At 30.9% G+C, this 14,638-nt stretch carries 12 protein-coding genes; 10 read left to right on the forward strand and 2 right to left on the reverse strand.

The annotated features are described in order from the left end of the window. Nucleotides 1-143: 143 nt before the first annotated feature. Nucleotides 144-995 carry a DegV family protein gene (locus ACTHW2_RS04760; protein ID WP_442262709.1) on the reverse strand — a complete coding sequence of 284 codons (852 nt, stop codon included), beginning with the start codon at nt 993-995 and terminating at the stop codon, nt 144-146. Between the two features lie 259 nt (nt 996-1,254). Between ACTHW2_RS04760 and ACTHW2_RS04765 the strand changes: the two genes are divergently transcribed. The 10 genes from ACTHW2_RS04765 to ACTHW2_RS04810 all read left to right on the forward strand — a co-directional run bounded on the left by ACTHW2_RS04765 (nt 1,255) and on the right by ACTHW2_RS04810 (nt 13,807). Then, nucleotides 1,255-2,082: a pyruvate, water dikinase regulatory protein gene (locus ACTHW2_RS04765; RefSeq protein WP_442262711.1), complete on the forward strand. Its 828-nt coding sequence runs from the start codon at nt 1,255-1,257 to the stop codon at nt 2,080-2,082. A 25-nt stretch (nt 2,083-2,107) separates the two neighbouring features. Beyond that, nucleotides 2,108-4,732: a pyruvate, phosphate dikinase gene (gene ppdK, locus ACTHW2_RS04770; protein WP_442262713.1), complete on the forward strand. Its 2,625-nt coding sequence runs from the start codon at nt 2,108-2,110 to the stop codon at nt 4,730-4,732. A 531-nt stretch (nt 4,733-5,263) separates the two neighbouring features. Continuing rightward, nucleotides 5,264-5,755 (forward strand): hypothetical protein, encoded by a 492-nt coding sequence (locus tag ACTHW2_RS04775; protein WP_442262715.1) that lies wholly within the window; start codon nt 5,264-5,266, stop codon nt 5,753-5,755. Nucleotides 5,756-6,378: 623 nt separating this feature from the next. Beyond that, nucleotides 6,379-6,744, forward strand: coding sequence for an ArsR/SmtB family transcription factor (locus ACTHW2_RS04780; RefSeq protein ID WP_442262717.1), 366 nt, complete (start codon nt 6,379-6,381; stop codon nt 6,742-6,744). Nucleotides 6,745-6,782: 38 nt separating this feature from the next. Next, the gene (locus ACTHW2_RS04785) at nt 6,783-7,016 is read left to right on the forward strand and encodes an arsenic resistance protein (protein ID WP_442262718.1); all 234 of its coding nucleotides are present in this window, start codon (nt 6,783-6,785) and stop codon (nt 7,014-7,016) included. After that, on the forward strand, nt 7,003-7,758 hold the full coding sequence (locus tag ACTHW2_RS04790) for an arsenic resistance protein (protein WP_442262720.1): 756 nt from the start codon (nt 7,003-7,005) through the stop codon (nt 7,756-7,758). The genes ACTHW2_RS04785 and ACTHW2_RS04790 overlap by 14 nt, the downstream gene beginning before the upstream one ends. 69 nt (nt 7,759-7,827) lie before the next feature. Next, nucleotides 7,828-8,229 (forward strand): arsenate reductase ArsC, encoded by a 402-nt coding sequence (locus ACTHW2_RS04795; RefSeq protein ID WP_442262722.1) that lies wholly within the window; start codon nt 7,828-7,830, stop codon nt 8,227-8,229. Between the two features lie 384 nt (nt 8,230-8,613). Next, entirely contained in the window at nt 8,614-9,171 is a 558-nt protein-coding gene (locus ACTHW2_RS04800; RefSeq protein WP_442262724.1) for a TetR/AcrR family transcriptional regulator, read from the forward strand. Nucleotides 9,172-9,193: 22 nt separating this feature from the next. Continuing rightward, the gene (locus ACTHW2_RS04805) at nt 9,194-12,898 is read left to right on the forward strand and encodes a hydrophobe/amphiphile efflux-3 (HAE3) family transporter (protein WP_442262725.1); all 3,705 of its coding nucleotides are present in this window, start codon (nt 9,194-9,196) and stop codon (nt 12,896-12,898) included. A 336-nt stretch (nt 12,899-13,234) separates the two neighbouring features. Beyond that, on the forward strand, nt 13,235-13,807 hold the full coding sequence (locus ACTHW2_RS04810) for a hypothetical protein (protein WP_442262727.1): 573 nt from the start codon (nt 13,235-13,237) through the stop codon (nt 13,805-13,807). A 158-nt stretch (nt 13,808-13,965) separates the two neighbouring features. Here ACTHW2_RS04810 and ACTHW2_RS04815 read toward each other — a convergent pair whose 3' ends face one another. Then, a complete protein-coding gene (locus tag ACTHW2_RS04815; RefSeq protein ID WP_442262729.1) occupies nt 13,966-14,334 on the reverse strand; it encodes a DUF488 domain-containing protein in 369 nt (122 codons plus the stop codon). Between the last annotated feature and the right edge of the window lie 304 nt (nt 14,335-14,638).

The following is a 14,638-nucleotide window of genomic DNA, read 5'->3' on the forward strand; positions in this document are numbered from 1 at the left end:
AAGTCTTTAAATTTATAGTATCAATTCCGAGAATTGTTTCTAAGAAATGGATTAAAAGTGTAACATAATATATAAATATAAAATACCCTTCACAGCTGTGAAGGGTATTTTATATTTATGGGTATAGTTATTATATAAGATGCTTATTTAGTCTCAAATGCTATTCCTAATGTATTTGGACCACAATGACTTGATATGGTACAAGATGCAGTAGTTATATGAATATTTTTAAAATCAATACAATCTAAAACTGTATCCTTAGCAATTTGAATATATTTATCATCAATTCCAGAGTGAACAATAAACATACGCTCATTATTTATATTATCATAAGTAGATAATTTGTTTTTAATATATTTTACTATAACCTTTTCGATAGAACCTTTGTATTTACTACCCACTCCCATAGAGCCAGAGCTGTTATCGACATTTATAACGGGTTTTATTTTTAATAGGTTTGAACCAAAGGATGCAACTTTAGAACATCTACCACCAGCATATAGAAAATCAAGGGTGTCTAAAACAAAGCTCATATGTATATTTTTTCTATGTTCTTTTAATTTGTCGCTAATTTCTCTTGCTGAATATCCTTCTTGGATTAAATCAGCAGCCTTTAAAACTAAGAGTCCAGATCCTGTAGATAAATTTTGAGAGTCTATAGGGTAAACACCTTCGAGTTCATTGGCAGCCAATCGACAGTTATTATATGCGCTTGTAAGTGAACTTCCAAGATTTATATGTATAACATCATAACCATCAGCCACTAAGGGCTTAAAATAATTGTAATACTCTGAGACATTTATAGTTGAAGTTTTTGGAAGTATCTTATCTCTTTCATATATTTTATATATGTCATTTGGAGTAATATCAATATTATCTTTATAGGATTTTTCGCCTATATTAATTGTATAAGGATATACTTTTGTATGGTAAAAATTAATGAGTTCGTTGTTTAAATCACAAGTACTATCAATACTTAAAACTATTTTTTGCATTTTAATTTTCCTTTCTAATATTGATATAATGTTATTTTATATTAATAGGTTTACATATAAAATTAATATTATCCGATATAGATATAATTGTCAATTAGAATTGAAAATTATGGAGGATAATTTTTAAATTAAAGTGTAAAATTAGAGGAAGAAAATAGAAATAATTATAAATAATATTTCTATATAAAAGTATTGCATTTATTTTAAATGTGTTGTACTATATACTTATTAGGGCAACACATTGGAAGGGGATGGTAAATTGCACCTATTAGATATATATATTATTTCTGATTCAATGGGTGAAACTGGCGCCTTAGTTGCAAAGTCGGCTATATCTCAATTTAAAACTCAAGACTATAGAATAAAAAGATTTCCATATATTCATAAAATAGATGAGTTAAAAACTATTCTTGGAAAAGCTTCTTTAAAACCAAATACTATCATAGTATATACTTTAGTAGAAAAAAAGTTAGCAAATTATCTTGAGGAATATACGAGTAAAGCAGGTATATTATCGATAGATATAATGAACCCCATAATAGAAGCTTTAGAAGAAAAATTGGAATCTGCACCATCTAGAGAGCCAGGCATTATAAGAAAATTAGATGATGATTATTTTAGTAGAGTAGCAGCAATAGAATTTGCCGTAAAGTACGATGATGGTAAAGATCCTGAAGGATTTCATCAAGCTGAAATTGTACTTGCTGGAGTTTCAAGAACTTCAAAAACACCACTTTCTATGTATTTAGCAAATAAAAATATTAAAGTTGCAAATATTCCTCTAGTATTAGAGGTACCACCACCAAAAGCTTTGTTTGAGATACCATCAACAAAGGTTATTGGCCTTACCAATAGCCCCGAAAAGCTTAATGAAATAAGAGAAGAAAGACTTAAGTCATTAGGACTTGGAAGAGGTTCATCTTACGCCACATATGAAAGAATTTTAGATGAATTAGAATATGCTGAAAGAATAATGAAAAAAATAGGTTGTCCTATAATAGATGTTTCAAATAAAGCTATAGAAGAGACAGCTGATATAATTTTAAATTTTGCTTTTAAAAACTCTATAAGTTTTAATCTTTTATAAAACTATAAATCAAGGAGGTATATGTGTGAGAGAAAAGTATATATACGATTTTAAAGAAGGTTCAAAAGAAATGAAAAACTTGCTTGGAGGAAAAGGTGCAAATCTAGCCGAGATGACTAATGAAGGACTTCCAGTTCCTCAAGGTTTTGCAATTACAACTGAAAGTTGTAGTAGGTTTTTTAAAGAAGGAGAAATACTTTGGGATAGTTTAAAAGAAGAAATGAATCTTCATTTAAAAAATCTAGAAAAAAGTGTTGGAAAAAGTTTTTCTGATAAGGAAAATCCACTTCTAGTTTCAGTTCGTTCAGGTGCAGTTATTTCCATGCCAGGAATGATGGATACTATACTTAACTTAGGACTTAATGATATTTCAGTAAAAGGAGTGGCTAAATCTACTGAAAATGAGAGATTTGCATATGATAGCTATAGAAGATTTATTCAAATGTTTTCAGATGTAGCTATGGGTATTCCAAAAGTAAGATTCGACCATTTACTTGAAAAATTAAAGGAAGAAAAAAATGTTGAACAAGACACACAACTAGATGCAAATGACTTAAAAGAATTAGTTGAAAGATATAAAAAGGTTTATCTAGACGAAATAGGAAAGGAATTTCCACAAGAACCTTTACAACAATTAGAAATTGCAGTAAGTGCAGTATTTAAATCATGGAAAAACCCAAGAGCGGTTATTTATAGAAAGCTAAATGATATACCAGAAGATTTAGGTACAGCAGTAAGTGTACAATCTATGGTATTTGGAAACATGGGCGAAACATCAGGAACGGGAGTTGCATTTACGAGAAACCCTGCAACTGGAGAAAATGCCCTATACGGTGAGTACTTAATGAATGCACAAGGTGAAGATGTTGTTGCTGGTATCAGAACACCAGAACCTATCTCACATTTAGAAGATATTATGCCAGATGTATATAATGAGTTTGTAAAATATACTCATATCTTGGAAAAACACTATAAAGATATGCAAGATATAGAATTTACCATTGAAAATGGAAAACTATATATACTTCAAACTAGAACAGGTAAAAGAACTATAGAAGCAGCTATAAGAGTAGCTGTTGAATTAGTAAAAGAAGGATTAATCACAAAAGAAGAAGCAGTAAATAGAATAGATCCAAAACAGCTTGATCAAATACTTCACCCTACTTTTGAGAAAAAATTACAAGAAACTGAGATCATTGCTAGAGGACTTGGAGCATCACCTGGAGCAGCTTCAGGTAAAGTATACTTTAATGCTGAAGATGTAGTAGCTGCAAAGCAAAAAGGTGAAAAGTCTATCCTAGTAAGAGGTGAAACATCTCCTGAAGATATAGAGGGTATGATATCAGCAGAAGGTATCCTTACATCAAGAGGAGGAATGACATCACATGCAGCAGTAGTTGCAAGAGGTATGGGGAAATGCTGTATTGCAGGCTGTAGTGAAGTTAGAATAGATGAAGAAGCAGGAACAATGAAAGCTGGAAATAAAGTAATAAAAGAAGGAGAATATATATCCTTAGATGGTAATACAGGTATAGTTTATCTTGGGGAGATAGATAAAGTACTACCTACTTTAAGTGGAAACTTTGAAGAATTTATGGGATTTGTAGATGAATTAAGAACTATGAAAGTAAGAGTAAATGCAGATAATCCTAGAGACTCTCAACAAGGTGTAGACTTTGGAGCGGAAGGTATAGGTCTTTGTAGAACAGAGCATATGTTCTTTGGAGAAGGAAGAATATTTTCAGTTAGAAAAATGATAATGGCAAATACTGCAGAAGAAAGAAAAGCAGCACTTGATGAACTACTTCCTGTTCAAAGAAAAGACTTTTATGAAATATATAAGGTTATGGGAGATAGACCTGTAACTATAAGATTTTTAGATCCACCACTACATGAATTTATTCCTACTAGAAAAGAAGATATAGAAGAAATAGCTGAAGCTATGAATATTTCATTTGAGGATTTAGAAGATAGAATAGAAGAACTTCAAGAATTTAACCCTATGTTAGGTCATAGAGGATGTAGACTTGCAATAACTTATCCTGAAATTTATAGAATGCAAGTAAGAGCTATTATAGAGGCAGCTATAGATATAAAAGAAGAAGGTTATGAAAACATATTACCTGAGATAATGGTTCCTTTAGCAGGCCATGTAAAAGAATTAGAATATGTTAAAAAAGAACTTTTAGAAGAAATAGAAGAAGTCTTTAAAGAAAGAAACAATAAAGTAGAATACATGATAGGAACTATGCTAGAAGTACCAAGAGCAGCTATAACTGCTGATGAAATAGCACAAGAAGCAGAGTTCTTCAGCTTTGGAACTAATGATTTAACTCAGATGACTTTTGGATTTTCAAGAGATGACTCTGGAGGATTCTTAAATGAATACCAAGAAAAAGGAATACTAGAAAATGATCCATTTTCAAAGATTGACAGAAAAGGTGTAGGTAGACTTATGGAAATGGCTATAGAAGGTGGTAAAGAAACTAGACCAGATATAAAACTTGGAATATGTGGAGAACACGGCGGAGAACCAAGTTCAGTTGAATTTTGTCATATGATAGGTTTACAATATGTATCATGTTCACCATTTAGAGTTCCTATAGCTAAACTTGCAGCAGCACAAGCAGCAATAAAACATCCACAATAATTGACTAGGTATACACATGAACCTAGACGTATAAGCAAAACTATAGCTAGACTTGCAGTGGGTGTAAAATAGAAGAAGGGTATTATCTCTTAATAGTTTAAGAGATAATACCCTGTTTTGTTAGAAAATTAGGCAGAAGTTGCTAGTAAGTTGGTAATATATTAATAAAATAAAAAGTATATGAAGATATGCTATAATGGATATTAGTAGGAAAATATGAATCTCAGGTGTGTTCAAGAAATTAGGGAAAACGTCCTTCCATGAAAGGAAAAAGCATCTTTCATAAGTCACTCCTTATTTTCCTAATTTCTTCTATCCATAAGTAAGCTTATTGAAGTAATATCAGTAGTAAAGTAGGAAGTAGAAGATTTTGTCATTCTGAGGAGTGTAGCGACGAAGAATCTTTCTTTTAGGGCTTAATTTTAACCATTTTCAATTTGGCGCAATAAGAATAGAGTAAAACTCATACGTAGTTGTAAACATACAAAAAACTTAATCAATGATATAATTTATATAAGGAGCGAGTTGGAATTGGAAGATAAATTAGGAACAGTTTTGATTTTAATATTAGCATTTAGTGCCGGTGCTATATATCATTTTAGAATACGGATAAAATGCATATACCCTGTGAAGCTTACAAAGCCTAGAGCTGTTTTATTAGGAATAATACCTATAGTGTTTATAGGTATGTCTTATTACTTAGCTGAAAATTCTTGGGATAGTTATTTACTTGCAATTTCTGGGAGCATATTTATGGTATCTGGAATATTAGGGGAAGGGATTAGTAAAAAAGGAATTTATTATCGTCCTCTTGGAGCTGGAAGCCAGATAATGAGATTGGCAAAATGGGAAGATATAAAAGATATTAAATTAAATATTAATAAAAACAAACTAGAAAGTTTTAAGTATAAATCTAAATTGAAAGCTTTAACAATATTCCCAGATCAATATTATAACTCAAAAGATATTGATAAAATTGATAAATACATAAAAACACAACAGGCTAAAGAGCACGAGCTCTAAGGCCTGTTTTTACTATAATTATTTTACCATGAAAAACTATTATAATTGATTTTATTTTATCATAAATGTTTACTATTTTTATTAATGGTTGGATGTTGTTTTTAATAATACAACTTAAAATGTTTTATACTTATTAGTTTTGTCTAAATGTGATAAAGTAAATAATAGAAAGAAAAAATTGTAGGCAATAAAATCGATTTTAAATTAGGAGATATATTAGAAGGTCAAATAGTAGATTTTACCCATGAAGGTAAGGGTGTAGTAAAAATAGATAATTTTACTTATTTTGTATTAAGTTGAGTAGTAGGAGATAGAGTAAAGTTTAAAATTACTAAAATAAAAAAGCTTTGGAGAGGGAAAAGTTGTAGTTATAATAGAACTTTCTAAAGATAGGGTAAAACAACAAATAAATTCAGAAGAAGCTGTTAGAGTTATTCCCCTTATAGAGTACGACTATAAAAAAAGGTTGGAATGGAAGAGATAAGGTACAAAAAGATGTAGAAAAATAGCTGGGTTAAAAAATGTAGAGATAAAAGAAATAATTAAAAGTGTTGACAAAAAAGAATTTCAAGAATACCATATGAATATAATCGAATATAATAATTAATAAGAGGGGAGAAAAAATGGATAACTTATTCAAAACGTTAGGCGATGAAAATAGACTAAGAATAATAAACTTACTTCAACAAGGAGAGTTATGTGTTTGTGAAATGGAGATTATTTTAGATACAACTCAATCCAATGTATCCAGACATTTGACTAAACTTAGAAGTGAAAAGATCGTTATTTTTGAAAAGAAATCTCAATGGACATATTATCAGATAAATCCAGAATTTATTGCTAATAATAAACTTTTATATGAATATTTAATAGATGAAATGGATCAAAATGATACGTTTATATTAGATATCAAAAAATTATCAGTATATACAGAAAAGGGTATGAGTTGTGATAATATAGAAGAATTAAATAAAATTAGTTTTAAGTAGACAATATTTAAAATATAAATTAAAAAGGTAGGAGAATTATGGCAAAGAAAGAAATCTCAGTAGGTATTGGTTTTTTTGAAAGGTACCTTACATTATGGGTAGGATTATGTATGATAATTGGTGTTCTTATCGGTGTTTATCTTCCAGGAATACCTGAATTTTTAAGTAACTTCGAATATTCAAATGTTTCAATACCAGTAGCAATTTTAATATGGTTGATGATTTACCCAATGATGTTAAAGGTGGACTTCCATAGCATTGTTTTTCTTTAATGTAGTATTTAAAAACTTCATATCTCCAGAACTTGCAAAAGAATATCTTGCAGGGGCTGTTCTTTTAGGGGCAGCACCATGTACTGCTATGGTATTTGTCTGGAGTCACTTAACTAAGGGAAATCCTGCATATACTCTTGTTCAGGTAGCAACAAATGATCTTATTATTTTAGTAGGATATGTTCCTATAGTTGCATTTTTATTGGGAATGAGTAATATATCAATTCCTTGGAGTACATTATTCTTATCGGTTGTTTTATTTGTGGTTATACCTTTAGCAGCAGGTGTTATTTCAAGAACTGTAATAACTAAAAGTAAAGGATTAAAATATTTTGAGAAAATTTATATTCCTAAATTTAGCAATATAACTATAATTGGGCTATTGTTAACTTTAATAATCATATTTTCTTTCCAAGGACAAATTATTGTTGATAATCCACTTAATATTCTATTAATTGCAATACCACTGATCATTCAGACTTTCTTAATATTTTTTATTGCTTATTTATGGGCAAAAGCTTGGAAGCTACCACACAATGTAGCTGCACCAGCAGGAATGATAGGATCATCAAATTTCTTCGAACTGGCAGTAGCAGTAGCAATATCAATTTTTGGTTTAGGGTCTGGAGCAGCACTTGCAACTGTAGTAGGTGTTTTAGTTGAAGTTCCAGTTATGCTTCAATTGGTTAAGATAGCTAATAATACAAGAGATTGGTTTCCAAGTTCGGTAAAGGATAATTAGAAGGGCAATATTTTTTACATGTAGCATGAATGTAATCGAATGTAATCATGGAAAGGGGGAGATGATAAAATGAAATATAAAGTAGCATTTATATGCGTTCACAATTCATGTAGATCACAAATAGCAGAGGGTCTAGCTAGACATCTAGGTAGTGATGTATTAGAAAGCTACTCAGGAGGGACAGAAGAGTATCCAGAAGTAAAACCTTTAGCGGTTAAGGTTATGGAAGAAATAAGGATATCTATGAATAGTCATTATCCTAAGCTTGTAATAGACATACCACAAGAGGTAGATATACTAATAACCATGGGTTGTGGAGTAGTTTGCCCACTTATTTCTTCCAAACATCAAGAAGATTGGGGCCTTGATGATCCATCTGGAGGAACTATAGAAGAATTTAGAGAAACTAGAAATTTAATAGAAGATAAAGTGAAAAATCTAGTCAAAAGAATAAAAAATAATGAAATTTAGAAAATAAAAGGAGTGTATTATTATGAAAAAAATGATAAATTTTGATCCCGATATGTGTTATTAACAGGGGTTTGTGGACCATCAATTGATGAAAATCTTTTGAGAGTCTCAATTGTATTTAAGGAGAGAAAAGATAGAGTTCTTTTATATGTTTAGAGATACTTCAAAAGTGGTCTATAGTAGCTGAAAACTGAGATAGGATTTTTATGATAATAGCAGCATAGGCAGCAATAAAGTATAAATAAATCGAGTAGGAGATAATTATTTATTTTAATTATCTCCTACTCGATTTATTTATCAACCTTTTTACTTATTTGACAAAAAAAACAATTAATGCTACTATAGTAATCGTTAGTTAGTAGTTACTTACATAGGAGGGGTAGTATGAAAAGACTAAAAAAGAAAGTACGAATGTCCAAAGAAGAGAGAAGAGCCCAAATTATAGATTCTGCCATGAAGTTGTTTGTAGAAAATGGATATAATGCTACTACTACAGCCAGTATAGCTGAGAAGGCAGATATATCTGAGGTAACTTTATTTAGGCATTTCTCTACAAAAGAAGAATTATTTAAGGAAGGGATCGAGCCTATACTAACTTTAAGCCTAGATGATTCTATAATCAAATCAAATAGTATGAAAGCTACTGAAAAATTAAAATATATCTTGAAAGATCGAATTAAATTTGCTTCAAACAATCGTGCAATACTAAAACTAATTTTAATGGAAAATCAGATAAATTCTGAAGTAATAGGTTTTGATTACGTAAATAATACTGTTTCTTTACTAGAAGCATCGATAGAAGAAGCAGGTATAAAACTTAAAAATAAAGAACTTTCTTTGAGGTTATTAATGGGTAGCATCTTATCTTTTTTATATTTCCCAGAAACAGATAAAAAGAAAATTGAAGAGTATATAGATAATCTTGTACTGACAATTAAATAGACGATAGATAGGAGATTTATTAATGAATAAGCTATATGAAAGAATAGGAAAATTAATTGAAAAATCACCATTTAAAGTATTATTTGCTTCTTTAATTATAGGAGCTATTCTAATTTCTGGTGCAGTGAAAGTTAATATGGCTACTGGAAATGATACCTTGGTCCAATCGGATAGTGAAGCTTATATTTCCAACTATGAAATGGAAGAAGAATTTGGTGCTGATGCTATTATGGTCTTGCTGAAAGGAAGGCAAGAAGATCTTTTAAGTCAAAAAAATATAGAGAAGATGTGGAATGTTGAACAACGATTAAAGCACAATGATGATATCTATTCTTTTCTAAGTTCAGCAAGTATTATCCATCAAATGACAGATAAGCAAGGCGAGAAAATGAAAGAGAATCTCCCAGAGATTAGTGATGGACTTGATGAGATGTCTAAAAAATTCATTGAAATAGGAACAGAATTAGCTGGCAAAGATGTTCCAGATCCAGATGAAATCGAATCAAAGTTGGATAATTTAATGGCCAATATAGATCTTGATAGCTTTATGGGAGACCTGTTAGAACAACAAGAATCAGAAATAGCTAAAATGACGAAAGATCTTGGTAAAATGAGTGGTGGGCTAACTGAGATGGGAAATAATTTAACCACTATAGGTTCTGAACTGGGAAGCAAAGATGTTCCAAATCCTAAAGAAATCGAGAAGAAACTCGACCAATTAATGGTCAATATGAACCCTGATAAACTGGTGGAGGAAATGTTTGCAGGCCAAGAAGCTGAAATGGCTGAAATGGAAGAAAAAGTTGGGAAAATGAGTTCTCGATTAAACGAAATGGGCGATGGGCTTGTTATGATTGGTAAGAATATTGGAAGCATGGATTCTCCGGATATGGGAAATATTGAAGAAAAACTAAATGATTTAGAAGGTATTTCTAAAATGTTTAATGATTTAATTAAAGGACAAGATAATTTAGACCAAGGAATAACCGGGTTAGCTGGTGGATTATCTGAGTCTTCTGAAGGGATCACGACTATGGCGAGCCAGCTAGAACAAATGGCAGAACAAGCGGAAAACACTGAATTAAAGAAACAATTAGTTCAAACTTCTAAAAAGTTAAAAGAAAGTTCAAATGCTTTGAGAACAATAGCAGAAAATACGGATCAATTAAAGGAAGTACCAACTAATACTTCAGATGCTTTGACTGAGATACAAGCAAATTTAGTAAAAGAAATCAATGAAATGAAAAATACTTTGCCTGAAGGAATGCCAGCGGGAGAACTAGAAGAAATATCTATACGCCTAACAGAAATGGGGCAAGGTTTAAATACAATGGGTGATAAGATATCAAGCCTACCGGAAGAGATTGGCAGGTCATTGGGTAATGCACCTTCAAAGATGTTAAATGATCTAATGGAAAATATGGAAAGAGAAGTTGCTAAAATGAAAGTTAATATTTCTGGAGGAATTTCTCCTAAAGAATTAAATTCAATGGCTAGTGGCTTCACAACTATGGGTAGTAAATTAACGGAAATGAGTGGTGGATTATCCAATCTGCCAGATAAAATGGGTGAAGCTTTAACAGGAGCTCAAGATCCATCTAGTCAATTTACAGATATGATGGCAGAAATAGAAGCTGAAGTTGAGGAGATGAAGGTCAATCTATCTGGTGGAATTGACCCAGATGAATTGAAAACAATGGCTGATGGTTTTGTAACCATGGGTGAAAATTTAACTGATTTAAGTGAAGCATTAGAAACATTTGTTGAAAAATCAGGAATGATGGTAGCTAATATTCCTCATAATCAAGATGAATTAGATTTTATACTGTACGATGATGATGGAGAATTAAAGGATATATTTTCAGATACAATTATTGACGATCAACATTTAATGATGATGATCAAGTTGGAAGGAAATATTGAAGATACTGTCAAAGATGAAGTTTATGTAGAAGTAAAGCAAGCTATGGAAGCTGAGAACTTTGGTAAAGAGGCTGACGACAATTTAACGAAAGGAAATAGTCCCAAAGTTTATGCAATGGGAGAAGAGCTCAAAGATGGAGAAATAGAGTATTTAATCTCGGGTAAACCTGTTTTAGACGCTTCTTTGAGAGAGGAAATGCAAGTTAATATGAAGTATATGGTTGTTGCTGCAGCAATTGTTATGACTCTTGTGCTTTTCTTTATATTTAAAGTTCGTTGGGGTACTTTTAGTATAGGTATTATTTTAGTTGCAGTAATTGGAACTCTAGGATTGATGGGCCATTTAGGTGTATCAATGACTATGGTCTCTATGGCCGTATTCCCCATATTAATCGGTCTTGGAATTGACTTTTCAATACAATTCCATAATAGATATGAAGAAGAATTATCAGTCACCACATCACTTACCCAAACGGGGAGAGCTATTGCCATGGCTGTTTTAGCTTCGATGTTAGGATTTATTTCCCTCTATGTATCACCTGTACCTATGATACAGGATTTTGGAAAAATGTTAACAATTGGAGTAGTTGTTAGTTTCTTGGTCAGTATCTTCTTACTAATGCCTATTTTAAGGATTAGAGATCTGTATAACCCAGTATCAAAACATATAAAATCAGATACAAAATCTAGTTCAGATGCAGAATATGATGGGGGAATACTTGGCCGAATATTAAGTAGAACAACTAAATGGGTGAGTCGTTTTGCACCTATCGTTCTGATTATTGCTATTGTTTTGGCTAGTTTAGGACTATTTGGCGATTCAAAAGTTGGAGTGGAGACTGATATTGAAACCTTTATGCCGCAAGATATGAAGGCCTTAGAAGATATTCGATATGTAAGAGATGTGGTTGGTTCCACGGATCAAATTGTTCTTTATATGAAAGATGAAAATATATTATCTGAAAGTAATATCTCATGGATACAAGATAAAGAGGACTATATTTCGAATCAGTATAGTGCCGAGATTGAAGATGTGAAATCTATCGATAGTTTAGTGGCTAATATTTCTGAAGGTGAGGATTTAAGCTACCAAGAATATATTGATTTGCTTGATGATTTGCCTGGAAGTCAACGCAGTATGTTTGTTAGTGAAGATATGACAAAAGGCTCAATGATTCTTAACATTAAGCATATGGATACAGAAAAATTAGAGAAATTTATTAGCGATTTGGATAAAGATTTAGAGGATGCACCTATGGACCTTACTGTTACTGGGAATAGCGTCCTGGATGTAGAGATGGTCGAAGGGTTAACAGGTGGTCGAATGAAGATGACATTCCTGGGAATTGCTTTAGTATTTTTAGGTATATTCCTTATCTACAGAAACCCAATTAAGGCATTAATCCCTATATTACCAGTAGTTTTAATTGTGGGAATGTCTGGTGGAGTTATGTATCTCCTAGGCTTTAACTATACGCCGATTACAGCTACTTTAGGTGCCTTGGTATTAGGAATGGGCACGGAGACAACAATTATGGTTTTAGATCGATATGTGGAAGAAAGAGAAAAAGGTAAGAATAAGACTGAAGCATTAAACATTACAATCACTCGAATTGGTAAAGCAACCCTATCTACTGAATTTACAACAATGGGTGGATTTGCCGTGCTGGTTTTTTCAAACTTTGTAATTTTAAAAGACTTTGGTATCATGACTGTAATTAATGTCTCTTTAATTATGATTAGTACCTTTGTCGTACTACCTGCTGTAATTTGGATGCTTGATAGATTTATTATAAAAGAGTAGAAAATAAATATTTTAACATTATCTATAATTATTCTACCATGAAAAACTATTATAACTGATTCTATTTCATCATAAATGTTTACTATTTTTATTAATGGTTATATATAAACATAAAACTATAAAATATAGTTAATAAAATTAAAGTTTATACTTGGAATTATGGCCTATTTCTCTAAGAAGGCTAAGAAACTATTAGATAATAAGGACCAAATTATAAAAGGAGATTTTAAAATCTCCTTTTTATTATAAGACTTGTTAGCATATATTATTAGTTAGTTATATATTTTATTGAAATGAATAATTTGAATGAAAAGTGTTATAAATAGGAGGAATTTTATGAGGCTGAATAAAAAAATTTTATATATTTTAGTTGCATTTATACTAACTTTAAGTTTATCAGCTTGTGGCACCGAGGAAATTAAAAGTAGTCCAAGTGAAGCAGTAGATAAATTTATGATAGATTTTAAAAATGGTGATATGGAAGCCCTAAAAACTATGGGATTAGATGATGTAATTTTAGAAGATGAGAGTCTGATAGGAGATTCATCAGAAATGCTAGATAATCTAGAAAAGGCTTTTAAAAATACTAGTTATGAGATAAACTCTGAAGAGATAGACGGGGAAAATGCAACGGTCAATGTTACTGTAGATAGTATAGACTTGGATGATGTTGTAACTCAAGCAATGTTACAATCACTTAGGGAGGAGTTTAGTGATGCTCTTTCTTCAGGAGAAATTTCAGAAGAAGAGAAGGCTATAAGGCAAAATGAAATTTTCAATATGATATTGGAAGATCCTCCATTTAGAGAAATGACAGGAAACTTTGAACTTGTTCAAGAAGATAATGAATGGATAATTACAAATGGTAAAGAATTAGATGAGTTGTTATTTAAAGGTAGACCTAGATAATATTGATTCACCAAATCCATAAAAAATCATTTAAATATAACTGTTTTCCTTGGATTTGGAGTATAAGATACAAAATTTGTCACACGGCTATATCAATAAAAAAGAGATATTTCATAACTAATCGATTAGTTATGAAATATCTCTTTTTTAAAATACAACTATAAATTCAGTTTTTCTTCAGTCCATTCTTTTAAAACTACTGCTTGATTATGCTTTTTATCCTTTGCACCATATACAAAAGTAACATTGTGCTTTTGGAGCTGAGTTTTTACCTTATCTAAAAACTCTGATTTCATTTTATTATCTTCTAATTCCTCTTTATAAGATTTTTTAAAATCATCAAATTTATCCTCATCATGATTAAAAGATTCTCGAAGTTTATCAGAAGGAGCCATATCCTTTGGCCACAAACTATAGGGCAAGTCTTCTTTTTTTATACCTCTAGGCCATAAGCGGTCAACTAAAACTCTATAACCATCATCTTTTCCTTTTTCCTCATAAGCCCTGTGAAGCTTAATCTTTGACATAAATATCAAATCCTTTCAGACTTTTAAAGAATAGTTTATTTAACTTATATCCTATAAAATAAAACTTTAAACAAAATTAATATTAGATAAATCTATTTTCACTTATTATTTTTATCTAAATGTGATAAAGTAAATAATAGAAACAAAAAACTGGAGGCAAGAAAATGAATTTTAAATTAGGAGATATATTAGAAGGCGAAATAGTAGATTTTACCCATGAAGGTAAGGGTGTAGTAAAAATAGACAACTTTATTATATTTGTACTTGGTGGAGTAATTGGAGATAAAGTAAGCTTAAAAATAAG

Source organism: Tissierella sp., assembly GCF_052089545.1.
GTDB lineage: Bacteria > Bacillota > Clostridia > Tissierellales > Tissierellaceae > Tissierella_A.